This window comes from Alcaligenes sp. AB3 (assembly GCF_031844565.1).
GTDB lineage: Bacteria > Pseudomonadota > Gammaproteobacteria > Burkholderiales > Burkholderiaceae_B > Alcaligenes > Alcaligenes faecalis.
Genome location: NZ_JAUZVM010000002.1, coordinates 252,092 through 269,632 on the forward strand (window position 1 = coordinate 252,092; position 17,541 = coordinate 269,632).

A 17,541-nucleotide genomic window follows, 5' to 3' on the forward strand; every position below is an offset into this window, starting at 1 on the left:
CTGTATCACTGGAAGGCAGTACGGCTTGATAAGTAGAATACGTAAAAGCGTATGGCAGGCCGATGCTGACAGGGGGGAAAGGATATAAGCCCTGTAGATGGGGCCTGTGTTCAAGCCTGGGCCTAGCAGATTCCTGCTTTTTTCATGCGTTTTGCAGTGCTAGGGGTATTGCCCACCTAGTCCATCCTGAAAATCTATGTTAGCAGCCTCCAAACTACCTTTTTGTTCAGGTGTGAAGGACTGCCAAGTATCTGATAGATATAAAAAAAGCGGCCCTGTGGCCGCTTTTTTCATGGGTCTGATTTACTTGTCCGACCACAGGACGCCGGCCGTGGCCCAGTCTTCGCGTTTGACGTCGGTAAAGACCACATCAACGGCGTCCGGGGTACAGCCAAGCACACGACAGGCTTCTTTGGTCAGGGCCTGAGCGAGTTCACGCTTGATTTCCACGGGACGGCCGTCGAATAGTTGTACGTTAATAGAAGGCATAAAAGCTCCGTAGGGGTGGAAAGGGTGTTAGCGGCAAAATTCCGGCTCGCTCTGATAGAGCTTGCGCAGCAAGGCTGGCCATTCTAACAAGCCCTCTGGCTCGTCCCCCGGTAAAAGCTGGCGATGTGTCAAATCCAGAACATCCTTCGGGGGCAGGTGCAACTGCGGGCTGGCAGCCATGGCCGAGAGCTGAATGCGGCAGGCGCGCTCCAGCGCATCCATCAGAACATACGCTTCGGCAACGGTGCGTCCGCAGGTCAGGGCACCGTGATTGCGCAAGAGCAGGGCCGGATAGGAGCCTAATTGCTCGAGCAGGGCTTCCTGTTCCTGGGGCGGGAAGGCCAGACCGGCATAGTCGTGATAGCCAATGTCCTGCCAGAAACGCATGGCGTGTTGCGACAGGGGCAGCAATCCACAGGACAGGGCCGAGACCGCAATCGAGGCATCTGTATGTAAATGAATGACACAGTGTGCATCGGCACGGGCGCGGTGGACGGCACCGTGAATGGCAAAACCGCTGGGGTTGGCACGACGGCCTGTGCCATCCACGACCTGGCCCTGGGTATCAATCAACAGCAAATTGGAGGCGCAGATTTCATCAAAGCGCAGACCAAAGGGATTGATCAGGAAAATGTCGTCGTGGCCGGGCAGGCGCAGGGAAATATGGGTGTAGATGATATCGTCCCAGCCCTGGCGGGCCGCCAGCCGGTAAGCGGCGGCCAGATTGACGCGGGCGCGCCAGTGCTCGGGATCAATATCCGCCGGACGATGGGCGTAAATAGCCTCCAGGTCCGGCGTGACAGGACAGGACTGGCTCACGCTGCTGTGGTTTCCAGTTCAGCGATGATGGCTTTTTCTTCCAGCTGAATCACGTCGCAGTTGTCGCCGGGCCCTTTGCGGTCAATCACAATGAAGTCGGCCACTTGGTTCAGGGCCATCAAGGGGTGGTGCCAAACGCCGGTTGCGTAGTTCACGCCCTGATCGCCACGTGCCAGGAACAGGCGCAGATCGCTTGCCTTGGGAGTCGGGCCAGCAGGGGCCACAATCACCAGATAAGGCTGGCCGGACTGGGGAATGAAGGCCTGGCTCCCTTTGGGGTGGCGCTCCATCATCTCTACGGTAAAGGGCAGGGTGCGCGGCTGGCCACGGAAAATGGACACAATCGCGTGACCGTCCGCGCCGGGCTCAATCTTGGCCAGATCGTGGTAGCGCTCGGTATTGCCCTCGTTGATGGTGAAGTGCTGAACCGCGTCGGAGGCCTCGATGACATCACCAAAAGGCGCGAAGGCTTCGGCTGTCAGGGTTTCCAACTTCAATGTGATTGTCATGGCAGAGGTCCTTAATAAGGCAGACCCGCGTGGGGCTGAAAGCAGCCGCGCCACGAAGGGTCAGAGGAAACAAAGGGTAGCGTGCCCGCAGGCTGGCGCTACCCCGTGAACGGCTTGGATCTTCAGAAAGATCCAGAAGGCAGCAAAATCAGGCCAGCAGCGCATCCAGACGGAAACGGGCAATTTTGCCGATTTCGGTCAGACAAGCTTGAAACTCGGTTTCAACACTATTGTTCAGACGGGCTTCTACTGTATCCATGATTTGGTAACGGCTCAAACCTTTGACGGCAATCACGAAGGGGAAACCGAAACGCTCACGGTACTGGGCGTTCAGGCCACGCAAACGGGCCAGCTCTTGGGCTGAGCACTGGTCCAGTCCAGCGCCACGCTGTTCACCCGTAGATGCGGTGGTCAGCGTGCCTTGCTCGGCTTCCTTGCCAGCCAGCTCGGGGTGAGCACAGATCAGGTTCTTTTGCTCTTCGTACGATGCCTCTTTGACCACTTGCACCATGCAGGCGTGCAGTTGATCCACGCTTTCAAACGGACGCTGGTGCCAGCTACGCTCAGGGACCCAAGGGGAGTGTTCAAAAATACCTTCGAGCTTGTCCACGAATTGGCTCTGGTCCAGGCTGGAGAGTTCGGTTAGAGCCTGTGTGGTGGTAAGGGTTTGAGTTGTCATGTGTTAGTCCGATTATCTAAGCGTAAATAGTGCGAGCCGAGGCGGCTCCAGGACCAGGCCTGGGGGCCGTTTTATCAAGGGTAGTGGGTGGGCGTTTACAGGGTCTGTTTGATTTATTCAAACCCTTATAAACAACCGCCTGTGGGCTATGATTTTCTTATATGGGACCAGTTTAAGTTTTCTGTTTATAAATAAAATAGAATTAGGCGTATAAATGATATATGCCATCTCGTATTGTGCATGTATGTCATTATCATGCTGGAAAAAAGCGTAAGAAGGAGAGAATAAGATGGCCGCCCGACGTGGGGATAACCCGCTTGATACCTATCTTTTGAGGGTATTTTGCTTACTCGTTACCGAGCGCAGCGTCTCGCGTACCGCGTTCAAAATGAACCAGTCGCAGCCTGCCATCAGTGCGGCCTTACGACGCTTGCGTGACATTATTGGCGATCCTTTGCTGGTGCGCGAAAAAGGCGGCATGGTGCCCACCGAGCGTGCCATTGGTTTGCTGGCTCACGCCAAAGGAGCCCTGGCCGAGATCGACTGTATGGTCAATGCGCCAGACAGTTTCGACCCGCAGGTCAGTCGCAGCGAATTTCATATCGGAGCGCCGGATTATCTGGCGCCTGTTTTTGTTGGCGGGGTCGTCGAGCGCATGCGCCGCGAGGCACCGGGTGCGCGTTTGAATCTGCATTCCCTGGACGCCAGCTTTGATTTCGAGCGTTCGCTGGCGGAAGGTGATCTGGACATGGTCATCGGTAACTGGCCCGAACCGCCGGATCGCATGCACCTGTCCGTGCTGCTGGAAGATCAGATTGTCTGCCTGGTGGCGGCGACCCATCCGCTGGCCCGCAAGGGGCTGACCATGGATGATTACGTACGGGCGCGCCATGTGGTGCCCATGCCGTATTCCATTAACCAGCGCGGTGTCATCGACACGACCTTGGCGACCTTGCGTATTCAGCGTGATGAAAGCGTGGCGGTGCAGTCCTTCTCGGCAGCCCCGTATTTGCTACAGAATACAGATCTGATTTTTACGACTTCGCGTCATTTTGCCGAGTTCTATTGCCGTTTGCTGCCTCTGACGATTCTGGAGGCTCCGCTGGAGTTTCCGCCCATGCGCTTTTACCAGCTTTGGCATGAACGTAACCGGCATTCGCCCAGCCATCGCTGGTTGCGGCGTCTGCTGACCGAATGCGGTAATCAGCTGGCCTCGACAGAACCGTTGCCGCAACCCGATTCCTGAGCCCCAATCCCGCAAAATACTTGCTTTCGGGCTCGCGCTCGGGCAAATTAGCGTGCTACTCCTGCCTACACGAAAGTGATACGGAACTTGACGAAAATTGTTGCATTTAAAGCGACTAGTCACGGACACAAGCCGGAAGGCAGGTTGATAATGATGTAGTTCCTAACCTTGCAGGGTGTTTCGCGGTGTCTTTACCTCAGATGGGGGAATCCTTTACCTGGTTGTATATCTGTGTCGTGGCTTTTATGGTCGGCGGGCTTATTGTGGCCTCCGAGCGTTGGCACGGCCGTTTGACTGGGGACAGCGACCTTAGTAAACCCCAAGCGTCCCATTCTCGTCCTACCCCGCGTGTGGGAGGGCTGGCGGTGGTGGCAGGCAGTTTGGCCGGCTTGCTGGTGCTGGGTCCCAGCAACATGACACTGACCTGGCTGTGGCCGGTCTTGTTTCTGGCTGCCATGCCGGTTTTTGTGGCGGGCCTGGTCGAGGACATCACCAAGGACGTGGGTTCTTTGAAACGTTTGCTGGCCGCTTTCCTGTCGGCAGCGATTGCCTGGTGGCTGTTGGGCGGTGTGTCGCGCGTTGGGGTGAGCTGGGCCGACTGGGTTCTGGGCTTTTGGCCCATTTCGCTGCTCTTTACCATGATTGCCGTGGGCGGCTGTACTCATGCACTGAATATTATTGACGGGATGAACGGCCTGGCGGGCATGATCGCCACCTTGATGGCTCTGTCCCTGGCTCTGGTGGCCCTGCAGGTGCAGGACATCCCGATTTTCCTGATTGCGGCCTCGCTGGCCTCGGCCACCCTGGGTTTTCTGGTGTGGAACTTTCCTTTCGGACGGGTCTTTCTGGGCGATGGCGGGGCGTATTTCCTGGGCTTCATGCTGGCTGAGCTGGCTGTACAACTGGTGGTGCGTAATCCCAGTGTGTCGCCGTTCTACGCCTTGGCCGTGCTGTTTTATCCTGTTTTCGAAACCATGTTTTCGATCTGGCGCCGCCGTTTCAAACGGGGTGTGCCTGTGGATCAACCGGATGCGCTGCACCTGCACCAGCTGGTGTTCCGCCGTCTGGTGCGCTCCACGTTCAGTCGTGACAGCGGTGGGGCCTTGCCCGCGTTTTGTAATGCCATGACCTCGCCTTACCTGTGGGTTCTGGCCTTGATCGGTTTGGTTCCGGCCACGATCTGGTGGGACAATACCTGGGCTTTGTGCGCCAGCATGTTGGCCTTCTCACTGGTGTATATCTGGCTCTATTCCCGTCTGGTTTCGTGGCGCCGCCCCTCCTGGTTGCTGCTGCCGTCGGTACGGCGGCGCGTAGACCGGGATTGAGACTGGCAGGCGTTCAAGATTATTCCTTGCGCATAGCGCTAACTGGAGAATGAAGTTGCAACTTGAGAATGTGAAACTGGCCGTTATCGGCTTGGGATATGTCGGTTTGCCTTTGGCAGTAGAGTTTGGCAAAAAGCGTTCCGTTATTGGTTTTGACATTAACGCGCGTCGCGTCGCCGAACTCAAGGAAGGGGTAGACCGCACGTTGGAGGTCGAGAGCGCAGAGTTGGCCGAGGCCAGTGGCCTGAGCTACTCCTGCGAGGCGGATGAACTGGCACAGGCCAATGTCTTCATCGTGACCGTGCCCACGCCTATTGATGAATTCAAGCAGCCCGATCTGACGCCGCTGGTCCGCGCGTCCGAGACCATCGGTAAAGTGCTCAAGCGTGGTGACATCGTGGTTTACGAGTCCACGGTTTACCCAGGTGCTACCGAAGAAGTGTGCGTGCCCGTGCTGGAGCAAGTGTCGGGTCTGCGCTTCAACGAAGATTTCTACGCCGGCTACAGCCCGGAGCGTATCAATCCGGGTGACAAGGAACACCGCGTTTCCACCATCAAGAAAGTCACTTCCGGCTCGACGCCTGAAGTGGCTGAACTGGTGGATGCCTTGTACCGTGAGATCATTGTGGTTGGCACGTTCAAGGCCAGCTCCATTCGTGTGGCTGAAGCTGCCAAGGTGATCGAGAACACCCAGCGCGACGTGAACATCGCCCTGATCAACGAACTGGCCCTGATTTTCAACCGTTTGGGGATTGATACCCTGGACGTGCTGGAAGCGGCGGGCACCAAGTGGAACTTCCTGCCTTTCCGTCCCGGTCTGGTTGGTGGTCATTGCATTGGCGTGGACCCCTACTACCTGACCCACAAGGCACAAGCTATCGGTTACCACCCCGAAATCATTCTGGCTGGCCGTCGCCTGAACGACTCCATGGGTGGTTACGTGGCGTCCCAGCTGGTTAAGGCCATGACCAAGCGCCGCATTCAGGTGCAAGGTTCGCGCGTTCTGCTGCTGGGTCTGGCCTTCAAGGAAAACTGCCCGGATCTGCGTAACACCCGTATTGTCGATATCGTGCATGAACTCAAGCAATACGATGTTCATGTAGACGTGTATGACCCCTGGGTTGACCCCAAAGAAGCGCAGCACGAATACGGCATTACGCCTGTCGAGACTCCCAAAGCGGGCGAGTACGACGGCGTTATCGTGGCCGTAGCTCACAAGCAGTTCAAGGAGCTGGGCGTGGACGGCGTGCGCCAATGGGGCAAGCCCGAGCATGTGCTCTACGACTTGAAGTATGTGTTTGACCGCGAACAGTCCGATCTGCGCCTTTAATTTTGGAAAGCATTATGAGCTCTGCATTCGAACAGGCGAGCCAGCAACTGCGTAATCAGCCAAGAACCTGGCTGGTTACGGGTTGCGCCGGCTTTATCGGGTCCAACCTGCTGGAAGCCCTGCTGAAAATGGATCAGCAGGTGGTCGGTCTGGATAACTTTGCAACTGGCCATCAATACAATCTGGACGAAGTGCGCGATCAGGTTGGGGCCGAGCGCTGGGCCCGTTTTCGCTTTATTGAAGGCGACATCCGTAGCCTGGATACCTGTCGCGAGGCCGTCAAGGGCGTGGACTATGTGCTGCACCAGGCGGCGTTGGGTTCGGTGCCGCGTTCCTTGAACGATCCGCTGACCTCCAACGAAGTCAACGTGAATGGTGCCTTGAACATGATGGTGGCCGCGCGTGATGAACAGGTAAAAGCCTTTGTTTATGCGGCTTCCAGTTCCACCTACGGCGATCACCCCGGTTTGCCCAAGGTGGAAGACACGATTGGTCGCCCACTGTCCCCTTACGCCGTCACCAAGTTCGTGAACGAGCTGTATGCGGACGTGTTTGCCCGTGCCTACGGCTTCTCCAGCGTGGGCTTGCGTTACTTCAACGTGTTTGGCAAACGTCAGGACCCTAACGGTGCATACGCCGCGGTGATTCCCAAATGGGTGTCGGCCATGATCCAGAACCAGGATGTGCAAATCAATGGGGACGGGCAAACCAGCCGTGATTTCTGCTTTATCGACAACGTTATTCAAATGAATATCCTGGCCGCTGTACAGCAAAAGCCTGCTGTGGCCGAGGTTTATAACGTGGCCGTCAATGCCCGCACCAGCTTGAACGAGTTGTTCGAGCACCTGAAGCAGACCCTGAGCACCAATGGTGTGAACTACACCAAGCAGCCCATCTACGCCGATTTCCGTGCTGGCGATGTGTTGCATTCCCAAGCGGATATCTCCAAAGCCCGTACACAACTGGGTTACGAGCCGACTCACACGATTTTGCAGGGCCTGAATACGGCCATGCCCTGGTACGTGGCGTTTCTGAGTTGATCTGGGCCGGCCTGAAAGCACGTCTGTCTAGTCTGCATGACGACCACCGTCGCATCGCCCTGGGGGCGATGCGGGTGGCGTTTTTTCTATTGCTGGGCAAGGCAGCGGGCGCTTTCAAAGAAATGGCGGTGGCGTATCGCTACGGTGTGAGCGATGTAGTCGATGCCTATCAGTTCACGATGGTCATGGCCAACTGGCTGCCAGTGACGATCGTCGGCTCCATGTCTGTTGTGCTGATTCCGGTTCTGGTGCGCTTGCATCGCCTGGAACCGGCTGCGCGCAGCCGTTTTCTGGGTGAACTCAAGGCCTGGTGCATTGTGCTGGGTTGCGTGCTGGGGGCCTTGATCTGGATTAGCTGGCCCTGGGTGCTGCAATGGACTGGGCAAGGGCTAAGCCCCGCCGTCCATGAAATGAGCCGGGAACTGCTGTTTGCCTTTGCGCCTGCGGCAGTGCTGACGCTGATGATTGGCCTGAGCGCCGCGCGCTTGCGGGCGCATGAGCGCCATATCAATACCTTGCTGGAAAGTGTCCCGGCCTTTGTCATCCTGATCTGGGTGCTGGCAGCGGGCGGGAATGCCGGTATTGGTCCCTTGTTGTGGGGCACCTTGCTGGGCATGACGATCCAGGCCGTGTGGTTGATGATTCTGGCCTCGCGGGCCGACCAGATCTGGGCTCGCCCCACGATCAGCCTGCGCGCGGAGCAATGGCCGGATCTGCTCAAGGCTGCCACCATCATGCTGGTGGGGCAGGTTGCCATGAGTTTTGTCGGTCCTATTGACCAATATACGGCGGCCAATCTGGGGGCTAATGCCAATGCGACCTTGGGTTATGCCACTCGCTTGCTGGCGTTGGTTCTGGGTGTTGGCGCTGCTTCTGTTGGTCGGGCCGCTTTGCCTGTGCTGGCGGATATTCAAAGCCGAGGCGATAACGCCCGTGCTCGCTCCATGGCCTTGAAGTGGTCGGTCATGATGTTGCTGGCCGGTGGAGTTGCCGCCGCGATTGGTGTTCTGCTGGCGCCTTGGGGAGTGGCCCTGCTGTTTGAGCGTGGTGCGTTCACGGCGCAGGATACGGCCACGGTCGCCCAGGTGTTTAGCTGGGGGCTGGTGCAACTGCCCTTTTATTTTGGGGTGCTGATTCTGGTGCAGTTGCTGGCCAGTCAGAACCGTTATAAATCCATGGCAATTATTGCCGTGATCAATTTTTTGGTGAAAGCGGCCCTGAACCCGATTCTGGCGGCTCGCATGGGCCCGTCGGGCATCATGCTGGCGACCAGCCTGATGTATGCGGCTTCTTTCACTTGTTATTTCATCTTGGCCTTGAGGCCAGCCAGTGCCTTCGCGTCTGGTTCGCAGGAATAGGAAAACGTGCACAGTCATTCGGGAGTTCGCCCTCATATCATGCTGCTTATCCACTCTTTGGGTGGGGGCGGGGCAGAACGTGTCGCCGTCGATTTAAGCGCAGCCTGGGTGGCGCGCGGCTATCGAGTGTCTCTGGTGACGCAGGCCGGCCGTGACAAAGACGCGTATACCGTAGCAGAGGGCGTGGAGCGCCACGTGCTGGGAACGGCGGGCAGCAGTCGTGGCCGTCTGGATGCCTTGTGGAAGAACTGGCGGCGCGTGAGCCGGGTGCGCTCCCTGATACGCAAGACCAAACCCGATGTGGTTCTGGGCATGATGACCACTTCCTCGGTACTGGCCATTTCTGCCGCCAAAGGCTTGCCCTGCAAGGTGATTGCTACCGAGCATACGCATCCTCCGTCCCAGTCCTTGTCCTCTTTCTGGCAGAAAGCCCGCTTGCGTACCTATCCGCAAGCCCATGCGGTCATTGCGCTGACGGCCGGTACAGCAGACTGGCTGCGCGAGCACGTGCCCGGTAGCCAGGTGCAGGTGATTCCCAATGCGGTGCGCTGGCCCATGGACCGCGCCGAGCCAGTAGTGCCGGTGCCCGAACTGCCAGAAGGACGCAAACGCTTGCTGGCCGTGGGGCGGCTGCATCCGGTCAAGGGCTTCGATACCTTGGTCGAATCATTTGCCATGCTGTCCAATTATTTTCCCGACTGGGATCTGGTGATTCTGGGCGAAGGCGAGCAACGTACTCCCCTGGAGGCACGGATTGCGGAACTGGAACTGCAAGAGCGGATTCAGCTGCCAGGGCGTGTCGGCAATATGGCGGACTGGTATGAACAGTCAGATCTGTATGTGCTCAGCTCCCGTATGGAGGGCTTGTCCAACAGTTTGCTGGAAGCCATGGCCAGTGGTTTGACGGCAGTGGCCTTTGACTGCGATACCGGCCCGCGCGAGATCATCCGTGCCAATATCGATGGTGTTTTGGTACGCCCGACTGAGGACGTGGAGGCCTTGGCGGCCCATTTGTCCGACTTGATGTCCAACGAAGACAAGCGCCAGCGATTGGCGCGCCGTGCCACGGATGTGCGCGACCGCTTTTCTTCGGCCCGAGTGCTGGCGCTGTGGCAGCAAGTGTTGGAACAGTGCTTGCGTCGGACTTAAAATGGCGCTTTGCTTCGTGCCAGCAGGTCCAAGCTACCCGGTCGATGAGCCCATGGAGGCCCAGTGAATATTCTGTTTTTCGTCAGCTCCCTGAACGCAGGCGGTGCCGAGCGCGTCGCCTCTACCTTGGCCAATGCCTGGGGTTTGCGGGGCGATCAGGTCACCCTGGTGCCTACCTATAGCGGTGGAGGCAGTGCCTTTTACCCTATCGACTCCAAGGTGGAACTGGTGTGGCTGGCCCATCGCATGCGGGGCAGCTGGCTGCCCAAGCCCTTGGCCAAGCTGCGCGCCATGCGCAAGCTGGTGCGTGAAAAACAGCCCGATGTCATCGTGTCTTTTCTGACCAATGTGAATATCAATGTCTTGCTGGGGCTGGGTGGCATGGGTGTCCCTGTTGTGGTGGGTGAACGCACCAACCCGGCCTTTAGCAGCAGCGCAGGCAAGCTCTTGCAAAGCCTGCGCCGCCGTCTGTATCCCAAGGCACAGGTAGTGACGGTGCAGACCCGGGCCAGCGTGGCAGCCTTCCAAGCCATGGTGCCAGGCATGAAACAGGTCATGGTTGTGCCCAACCCCTTGCCGCAGGCTTTGAATGCCGTGCAGCGCGAGGTACGGGTAGAGGAAAACCGGCATTGCACCCTGATGGCCATGGGGCGTCTGGTGCCTTCCAAGCGCTTTGATGTCCTGATCCGCGTGTTTGCGAGTCTGGCTGCCGAATATCCGGAATGGAAGTTGAAAATCTGGGGTGATGGCCCGCAGCGTGCCCAATTGGTGCAGCAGATTGCCATGTCCGGAGCGGCTGACCGTATTGAGCTGGCCGGAAAAACCGCCCAGCCCTGGCAGGAAATGGCGCGCTCCCATGCTTTTGTCATGACCTCGGAAGTAGAAGGTTTTCCGAATGTGTTGCTGGAAGCCATGGCCATGGGTCTGCCCGCTGTAACGGTGGATTGCCCCAGCGGCCCGCGCGAGATCAGCTCCGATGGCAAGGACGCCCTGCTGGTCCCGGTGGGAGATGAAGGCGCCTTGACCGCCGCCCTGGCCGAACTGATGGGTGATGGCGTGTTTCGGGGTGTGTTGGGCCGTCGTGCCGCTGCAGCGGTGCGCCAGCGTTATGAACTAGAGCAGGTTTTGCTTAACTGGGACCAGGTCTTTCAGGCCGCCCGTGGCGGTATAGAAGAAGGAGCCAAAGCATGAGTGCATTGCAGCCAAGGTCGTTGAATCAGGAAACAGACGCCGTGGATGGCAAGTTGGAGAAAACAACGCCGCCTTTGCGGGTCGTGCATATTATTGCGGGGCTGGGACAGGGTGGGGCAGAGACGGTCTTGTTTCGTCTGGTGACAGCTCCCGGCCAGGATACCGAACATATTGTGATTTCTCTGGGCGAGGAAGATGTTTTTGGGCCGCAATTGCGTGCCGCAGGCATTCCTTTGTACTGCCTGCACATGCACTCGCCGCTGGGCTTTTTGAAAGGCTTGCGATCCTTGACTCGTGTGCTGCGCGAGGTGCAGCCCGATGTAGTGCAAACTTGGATGTATCACTCTGACCTGATTGGTGGCGCAGCCGCCCGCTTGGTTGGTATTCCGGCTGTGTCCTGGGGTATCCGTAACTCGGGCGCAAATTTGTATCAAGGCAGCCCGAAAGCTCGTATGGTGGCCTGGCTGTGCGCCCGCCTGTCGCGCTTTATTCCCAATCTGATTGTGTCTTGTGCCGAAAATGCCGCCCGACGTCATAAACAGTGGGGCTATCGTGCTGACATCATGAAAGTGATTCCCAATGGCTACGATTTAAGCCGTTGGCATCCCGATGAGCAGGCTCGTGAAGAAGTGCGCGAAGAATTGGGCCTGTCACTGGATACGCCTGTTATTGGTAGTGTGGCCCGCTGGAATCCGCTGAAAGATCATCCCAATCTGCTGGCCGCCTTAGCCCGCAGCTTGCACCGTCATCCCGGCTTGCGTTGCCTCTTGATTGGCGACGGCATGGACAGCAGTAACGAAACCCTGATGCGCTTGCTGGATCAGCATCAGCTGCGCGAGAGCGTCATTCTGATGGGGCGACGCAGCGATGTACCCCGCTTGATGAATGCGCTGGACGTACATGTGTTGTCCAGCTCGGCAGAGGGCTTTCCGAACGTGGTGTGTGAAGCCATGGCCGCCGGAGTGTCCAATGTGGTTACCGACGTGGGCGATGCGGCCTTGATCGTGGGCAACGAGGGTTGGGTTGTCCCCCCCAGCAATGCCGAGGCCTTGGCAGGCGCGATCAATAGCGCGGTTGATGAACTGGGTGCGCCGTCCTGGCAGGCGCGCCATGAGCATGCGCGTGAACGGGTTGCCCGCCTGTTTTCCCTGGAAGGCATGGTCAAGAACTACACGCAGGCCTGGAAGACGCTGACAGCGCAGTATCCGCCCAAGCGCAAGCGTAGTCGGCAAGCCTTGAATGTGTTGACGGACGATTCCAGCAAGAAGACACGCATGCTGATGTTCGTAGTCAATAATCCCGCTTTTTTTCTGTCGCACCGTTTGCCCTTGGCGCAAGCCGCCCAGCGTGAAGGTTATGACGTGCATGTGGCCACCATGGATGGCCCGGCAGTGGCCGAGATCGAGCGTCACGGCCTGCATCACCATGCTTTACCCATGACGCGCAGCGGGACCAATCCCTTGCAAGAGCTGCAAACCATCTGGGCCTTGTGGCGTCTGTTTCGGCGGGAGCGTCCTGAACTGGTGCATGCAGTCACCATCAAACCTGTTCTGTACGGTGGCATTGCGGCGCGACTGGCCGGTGTGCCGGGCTTTCTAGCTGCCGTATCGGGTTTGGGTTATGTATTTACCAAGCGCGACAAGTCCTTTGATCCCGTGCGCTGGATAGCACTGCAGCTTTATCGCATAGCTTTGGGACATCCCAATAGCCGTGTGATTTTTCAAAACAGCAATGACCGTGATGTCTTGCTGGAAGATCGTGTGGTCAAACGTGACCAGTGCATCCTGATTCGTGGTTCTGGGGTAGACCTGAACGAGTTTCAGGCCGTGCCAGAACCGGAAGGCCCGCCCGTTGCCTTGATGGTGTCACGTTTGTTGGTAGACAAGGGCGTGCGAGAGTTTGTGGAAGCTGCCCGTATCAGTGCCGCCCAAGGCAGCCCGGTGAAGTGGGTATTGGCTGGCAGTCCTGACCCTGGCAATCCCGCCAGCATCAGCGAGCAGGAATGGCAGAATTGGCAAAAGCAGGGCGTGGTGGAGTGCTTGGGTGAGCGTAGTGATATTGCGCAGCTGTACGCTCAATCACACATTGCCGTGTTGCCGTCTTATCGTGAAGGCTTGCCTAAATCCTTGGTGGAAGCCGCAGCCTGCGGGCGCGCGGTGGTTACAACGGATGTACCCGGTTGCCGGGATGCCATTGAGCCTGGAGTAACGGGTGTGCTGGTGCCAGTGCGTAATGCGCAGGCCTTGGCGGCGGCGGTGATGGAGTTGGGTGAGGATACGGCCAAGCGACAAGCCATGGGGGCGGAAAGCCGCCGTCTGGCTGAAGAGGCCTTTGATATAGGCCGCATCAGCGAGGCCCATCTGGATCTGTATCAGTATTTAAGCCGTTAAGGCTCTTTATGCCTTGGTTCAAGACCAAAGCATAAAAAATGGGCTGAGCTGTCTGCTGTGACTTGGGGCTGAATCCAAGGTTTCAGAGACAGTTCAGCCCTTTTTTTACCGCCGAGCCGCCCCAAGGCTGGTCGTCCCGGTAAAAAGTGCCCTCTTGGGGGACAGCAAGCCAAAGTTGCCGCGTGGGGGCATTTTTATACTGCGCTGGAGACTAGAGACTAGAGACTAGAGACTAGAGACTAGAGACCAGCGAGCAGGGATCTGGGTATTAGCGAACCTCCACCGCCTTAGAAAGGCAAGGCAGCATCAGGCTTCAAAGCCAACAATGCCGCACGGAATTCCCCCTGAATCCGATCCAGCGCCTCTTGGGACTGGGCCTCAAAACGCAGCACAATCACAGGCGTGGTGTTGGAGGCACGAGCCAGACCGAAGCCATCCGGATACTCGGCGCGCACACCATCAATCGTGTTGAGCTGATTGGAGCTGGGGAAGCGGCCTTCTTTTTGCAGGCGGGCAATTAAGGCATGGGGCTCGCCCTCGGCCAGAGGCAGTTTCAGTTCCGGTGTAGACAGGTCTTGCGGCAAGGCTTCCAGCTCGGCCGTAGGGTTGTCACCGCGAGAAAGGATCGCCAGCAGACGTGCGCCGGTGTACAGGCCATCGTCAAAGCCGTACCAGCCTTCCTTGAAGAACACGTGGCCGCTCATTTCGCCAGCTAAAGGAGCGCCTGTCTCGGCCAGTTTGGCCTTGATCAGTGAATGGCCGGTTTGCCACATCAACGGTTTACCACCGGCCTTGGCAATTTCCAGAGCGACGTGGCGGCTGCATTTCACGTCAAAAATAATGGTGGAGCCGGGCTCGCGCTGCAAAATATCGCGCGCATACAAGATCAGTTGGCGGTCTGGCCAGATGATCTGACCGGAACGAGTCACCACACCCAGGCGGTCGGCATCGCCGTCAAAGGCCAGACCCACTTCGCAGTCCGTGTTTTGAACATGGGCGATCAGGTCTTGCAGATTGTGCGGCTCGGCCGGGTCTGGGTGGTGGTTGGGGAAGCTGCCATCTACATCCTCAAACAGCATGTCCACTTCGCAACCCAGGGCCTTGAACAGGCGGGCGGCTACGACGCCACCGACGCCATTGCCGCAGTCCAGGGCAATTTTCATGGGGCGGGCCAGTGTTACCCGTTCCGCAATGGTGTTGACGTACAGGTCCAGCAGGTCTTTCTTTTCGTCAGTGCCTGCTTGTGGTGCTGGTTGAACCCCGGCTTGCATACGCTTCATCAAATCCTGGATGTCCTGGCCGTGCAAGGTCTTGCCAGCCATCATCATCTTGAAGCCGTTGTAATTGGATGGGTTATGGCTGCCTGTAATGGCCACGCCCGAGCCGGTTTCCAGCACATTGGCCGCAAAATAGACGACGGGGGTGGGCACCATGCCCAGATCAATGGTGTTCACGCCACCTGCCTGGATGCCTTTTCGCAGGGCCAAGGACAGGGAGGGGCTGCTGTGACGGCCGTCATAGCCTACTACCAAGGTCTGGACTTTCTGCTCACGTGCCGAGGCCGCCAGGGCCAAGCCTAATTGATAGGCAAAATCTGGATTCAATTGTTCAGGAACGGTGCCTCGGATGTCGTAGGCTTTGAATACAGCGGTCGGAAGAGCAGAAATTGGAGTCACTGTCGGATCCTGTGGAGTTAAATAAAGAAACCAGTTTAGCGCGAATGTCATCGGCTTTCGTGAGTTACCATTAAGAGCTGTAGCGCGACAGCAAGAGCGCCTGATTGTTTTTCTTGAGTGGCTTGGGTCATGACTTTTCTGAACGAACTTGAACAGCGTATTGGTCAGCAGCACGTGCTGACAGGACAATCCATGCAGCAGTACCTGGAGGATTGGCGTGGACGCTATACCGGTACTGCATTGGCGGTTGCCCGGCCTGCAACGACGGAAGAAGTGGCCCAGGTTGTGCGTCTATGCGCGCAGCACCGCGTGCCCATCGTCCCTCAAGGCGGCAATACCGGCTTGTGCGGGGGCGCGACTCCGGACAATAGTGCGACGGCGTTGGTACTGTCTTTGGAGCGCTTGAACAAGATTCGCAGCGTGGATACTGATAACGACACCATGGTGGTGGAAGCCGGCTGCATTTTGCAAAACGTGCAGCAAGCCGCCCGCGACCATCAGCGCCTGTTCCCCTTGAGCCTGGCCGCAGAAGGCAGTTGCACCATTGGGGGCAATTTGGCGACCAATGCGGGCGGCACGCAGGTTCTGCGTTACGGCAATGCCCGCGACCTGACATTGGGGCTGGAAGTCGTCACTGCTCAGGGCGAAATCCTGCATGGTCTGCTTGGCCTGCGCAAGGACAATACTGGCTACGACCTGCGCAACCTGTTCATTGGTAGCGAAGGCACCTTGGGCATCATCACCGCTGCCACCATCAAACTCTATCCCCAGCCAGTCGCTGCGTGTACCGCCTTGCTGGCGCTGAACACAATTGAAGATGCCGTACAAGTGCTGGCCCTGGCCCGTCAGGGGCTGGCCGCTTCCTTGACCGGCTTTGAGCTGATTGCAGGCAACTGCTTGCAAGCGGTACTGCACTGCTACCCCGATCAACGCATGCCTTTCCAGGGGCCGGCAGAAAAAGCGGCCTGGTATGCCTTGCTGGAACTGTCCGATAGCGAAAGCCTGGAGCATGCCCGCGAGCGTTTTGAGAGCGTGATCGGTCAGGCACTGGAGCAGGATCTGGTGCAAGACGCCGTTATTGCCGAGACCATCGCACAAAGCAAGGCGCTCTGGCACTTGCGTGAAAGTATTCCTCTGGCTGAAAAAGCCTATGGGAAAAGCATCAAGCATGATGTGTCCATTCCCGTGTCCGTGATGTCCCAGTTCGTGCATGAGACGGACAAGGCCTTGCAGGAAGCCTTCCCCGGTCTGGAAAACGTGACGTTCGGGCATTTGGGGGACGGCAATCTGCACTACAACGTGGCGCGCGGCACCGCCTTCACGGAAGAAGAGCTGCTCAAGCGTCAGGACGAGATTTACGCCCTGGTGCATGACAGCGTGCATCGCTTCAATGGTTCGATCAGCGCCGAGCATGGTGTGGGTCAACTCAAACGCCAACTGTTGCCACGTTATAAAGATCCCGTTTCCCTGACCTTGATGAAGCAGATCAAGATGGCACTGGATCCGTTGGGGATCATGAACCCCGGTAAGGTATTGCCCGACTGATTGAAGTTACTTGGTGTGTAGATGTTTTTTCGTCCTTATATCGTTGCCAGTGCCGTTTTTTTTACTGTTTTGGGAATCGTCGCGGCCGTGACGATGGGTTCGGCAACGGATCTGTCTCTCAGCGCCTATTTCTATGACACGCAAGTCCAGGATTTTTCCTGGCGTTTGCAGCCTTTTGTGGATTTGTTCGGGCGCAGACTGGTCTGGTTCGTCCCCTTTGGCGGCGCGGTGATATGGACGATTGTGGCCTGGCGGCAGCCCAAGGGCTCCTGCCGCCAATTGGCCTGGGCGGGGGCGGCTTTCTTCATGGGCAGTGGCCCTTTGATGGTCGGCGTACTGAAACATCTGACCGCCATGCCAAGGCCCTTTAATCTGGCCATGTTCGGTGGCACAGAATCCATGCCTGCCTACTTTTGGGCACATTCCTGGGCTGAGGCCGGCAATGCCTTGCCCAGCGCTCATGCCGCATCCGGTTTTGTGCTCCTGTCCCTGTTCTTTGTAGGCCTCATGACAGGCTGCCGCAAATTAGCCGCCGGGGGCTTTGTACTGGGTATCGGCGCCGGTTTGCTGTTCGGCTTTTTGCGTATCATGCAGGGCTACCATTTTCTTAGCCAGGTGCTGGCTTCGGGCGCTGTGCTGGGATTGTATGGCTGCGTGCTGTTTTATATCTTGTGGTCCTGGGCCAGACATAAGCAATTGCCTGCCTAGTGGCTCTATGAATCTGCAAAAGGGGACTTCAAGTCCCTTTTTTGTTTTTGCGAGCCTGTTTCTATAGGCTTTACGTAACAACACCCC

At 57.6% G+C, this 17,541-nt stretch carries 15 protein-coding genes and 1 pseudogene; 11 read left to right on the top strand and 5 right to left on the bottom strand.

From position 1 onward, the window contains the following. Window positions 1–303: 303 nt before the first annotated feature. The 4 genes from Q9R35_RS06200 to uraD form a co-directional block, all read right to left on the bottom strand. Window positions 304–489: a 4-oxalocrotonate tautomerase gene (locus Q9R35_RS06200; RefSeq protein ID WP_026485035.1), complete on the bottom strand. Its 186-nt coding sequence runs from the start codon at window positions 487–489 to the stop codon at window positions 304–306. Window positions 490–516: 27 nt separating this feature from the next. Beyond that, a complete protein-coding gene (locus Q9R35_RS06205) occupies window positions 517–1,308 on the bottom strand; it encodes a class II aldolase/adducin family protein (RefSeq protein ID WP_311219552.1) in 792 nt (263 codons plus the stop codon). Next, on the bottom strand, window positions 1,305–1,817 hold the full coding sequence (locus tag Q9R35_RS06210; protein WP_042482968.1) for an ureidoglycolate lyase: 513 nt from the start codon (window positions 1,815–1,817) through the stop codon (window positions 1,305–1,307). The genes Q9R35_RS06205 and Q9R35_RS06210 overlap by 4 nt, the downstream gene beginning before the upstream one ends. A 148-nt stretch (window positions 1,818–1,965) precedes the next feature. After that, on the bottom strand, window positions 1,966–2,496 hold the full coding sequence (gene uraD, locus Q9R35_RS06215; protein ID WP_042482971.1) for a 2-oxo-4-hydroxy-4-carboxy-5-ureidoimidazoline decarboxylase: 531 nt from the start codon (window positions 2,494–2,496) through the stop codon (window positions 1,966–1,968). A 289-nt stretch (window positions 2,497–2,785) separates the two neighbouring features. Between uraD and Q9R35_RS06220 the strand changes: the two genes are divergently transcribed. The 9 genes and pseudogenes from Q9R35_RS06220 to Q9R35_RS06260 all read left to right on the top strand — a co-directional run bounded on the left by Q9R35_RS06220 (window position 2,786) and on the right by Q9R35_RS06260 (window position 13,525). Then, window positions 2,786–3,742 carry a LysR family transcriptional regulator gene (locus Q9R35_RS06220; protein ID WP_042482974.1) on the top strand — a complete coding sequence of 319 codons (957 nt, stop codon included), beginning with the start codon at window positions 2,786–2,788 and terminating at the stop codon, window positions 3,740–3,742. 200 nt (window positions 3,743–3,942) lie between these two features. Next, on the top strand, window positions 3,943–5,067 hold the full coding sequence (locus Q9R35_RS06225) for a glycosyltransferase (RefSeq protein WP_042482977.1): 1,125 nt from the start codon (window positions 3,943–3,945) through the stop codon (window positions 5,065–5,067). A 49-nt stretch (window positions 5,068–5,116) separates the two neighbouring features. Then, window positions 5,117–6,397 (top strand): Vi polysaccharide biosynthesis UDP-N-acetylglucosamine C-6 dehydrogenase TviB, encoded by a 1,281-nt coding sequence (gene tviB, locus Q9R35_RS06230; RefSeq protein ID WP_086046069.1) that lies wholly within the window; start codon window positions 5,117–5,119, stop codon window positions 6,395–6,397. A 14-nt stretch (window positions 6,398–6,411) separates the two neighbouring features. Next, window positions 6,412–7,437 carry an SDR family oxidoreductase gene (locus Q9R35_RS06235; protein WP_125303780.1) on the top strand — a complete coding sequence of 342 codons (1,026 nt, stop codon included), beginning with the start codon at window positions 6,412–6,414 and terminating at the stop codon, window positions 7,435–7,437. After that, window positions 7,434–8,795, top strand: coding sequence for a murein biosynthesis integral membrane protein MurJ (gene murJ / locus Q9R35_RS06240; RefSeq protein WP_042482982.1), 1,362 nt, complete (start codon window positions 7,434–7,436; stop codon window positions 8,793–8,795). Before Q9R35_RS06235 ends, murJ begins: the two co-directional genes overlap by 4 nt. 39 nt (window positions 8,796–8,834) lie before the next feature. Beyond that, on the top strand, window positions 8,835–9,944 hold the full coding sequence (locus tag Q9R35_RS06245; protein ID WP_086069409.1) for a glycosyltransferase family 4 protein: 1,110 nt from the start codon (window positions 8,835–8,837) through the stop codon (window positions 9,942–9,944). A 63-nt stretch (window positions 9,945–10,007) separates the two neighbouring features. After that, window positions 10,008–11,135, top strand: a complete 1,128-nt coding sequence (locus Q9R35_RS06250; protein ID WP_045930832.1) for a glycosyltransferase family 4 protein — start codon at window positions 10,008–10,010, stop codon at window positions 11,133–11,135. Next, window positions 11,132–12,202: pseudogene (locus tag Q9R35_RS06255) on the top strand (glycosyltransferase family 4 protein); the annotation flags it as partial. The gene Q9R35_RS06250 and the pseudogene Q9R35_RS06255, both read left to right, overlap by 4 nt. 207 nt (window positions 12,203–12,409) lie before the next feature. Then, window positions 12,410–13,525 carry a glycosyltransferase family 4 protein gene (locus tag Q9R35_RS06260; RefSeq protein ID WP_042483550.1) on the top strand — a complete coding sequence of 372 codons (1,116 nt, stop codon included), beginning with the start codon at window positions 12,410–12,412 and terminating at the stop codon, window positions 13,523–13,525. A 287-nt stretch (window positions 13,526–13,812) separates the two neighbouring features. On the opposite strand, the gene Q9R35_RS06265 is transcribed toward Q9R35_RS06260, so the two are convergent. Beyond that, on the bottom strand, window positions 13,813–15,201 hold the full coding sequence (locus tag Q9R35_RS06265; RefSeq protein ID WP_311219553.1) for a phosphomannomutase/phosphoglucomutase: 1,389 nt from the start codon (window positions 15,199–15,201) through the stop codon (window positions 13,813–13,815). Between the two features lie 129 nt (window positions 15,202–15,330). On the opposite strand from Q9R35_RS06265, the gene Q9R35_RS06270 reads away from it, so the two are divergent. Together Q9R35_RS06270 and Q9R35_RS06275 are read left to right on the top strand one after the other, a co-directional pair. Further along, the gene (locus Q9R35_RS06270; RefSeq protein ID WP_063688795.1) at window positions 15,331–16,746 is read left to right on the top strand and encodes an FAD-binding oxidoreductase; all 1,416 of its coding nucleotides are present in this window, start codon (window positions 15,331–15,333) and stop codon (window positions 16,744–16,746) included. Between the two features lie 21 nt (window positions 16,747–16,767). Then, window positions 16,768–17,454, top strand: a complete 687-nt coding sequence (locus tag Q9R35_RS06275) for a phosphatase PAP2 family protein (RefSeq protein ID WP_270118951.1) — start codon at window positions 16,768–16,770, stop codon at window positions 17,452–17,454. Window positions 17,455–17,541: the final 87 nt, after the last annotated feature.

Coding starts and splice junctions, on each gene's coding strand:
- Q9R35_RS06200 (WP_026485035.1), bottom strand. CDS start 489: ATGCCTTCTATTAACGTACAACTATTCGACGGCCGTCCCGTGGAAATC.
- Q9R35_RS06210 (WP_042482968.1), bottom strand. CDS start 1,817: ATGACAATCACATTGAAGTTGGAAACCCTGACAGCCGAAGCCTTCGCG.
- uraD (WP_042482971.1), bottom strand. CDS start 2,496: ATGACAACTCAAACCCTTACCACCACACAGGCTCTAACCGAACTCTCC.
- Q9R35_RS06220 (WP_042482974.1), top strand. CDS start 2,786: ATGGCCGCCCGACGTGGGGATAACCCGCTTGATACCTATCTTTTGAGG.
- Q9R35_RS06225 (WP_042482977.1), top strand. CDS start 3,943: ATGGGGGAATCCTTTACCTGGTTGTATATCTGTGTCGTGGCTTTTATG.
- tviB (WP_086046069.1), top strand. CDS start 5,117: ATGAAGTTGCAACTTGAGAATGTGAAACTGGCCGTTATCGGCTTGGGA.
- Q9R35_RS06235 (WP_125303780.1), top strand. CDS start 6,412: ATGAGCTCTGCATTCGAACAGGCGAGCCAGCAACTGCGTAATCAGCCA.
- Q9R35_RS06245 (WP_086069409.1), top strand. CDS start 8,835: ATGCTGCTTATCCACTCTTTGGGTGGGGGCGGGGCAGAACGTGTCGCC.
- Q9R35_RS06260 (WP_042483550.1), top strand. CDS start 12,410: ATGCTGATGTTCGTAGTCAATAATCCCGCTTTTTTTCTGTCGCACCGT.
- Q9R35_RS06270 (WP_063688795.1), top strand. CDS start 15,331: ATGACTTTTCTGAACGAACTTGAACAGCGTATTGGTCAGCAGCACGTG.
- Q9R35_RS06275 (WP_270118951.1), top strand. CDS start 16,768: ATGTTTTTTCGTCCTTATATCGTTGCCAGTGCCGTTTTTTTTACTGTT.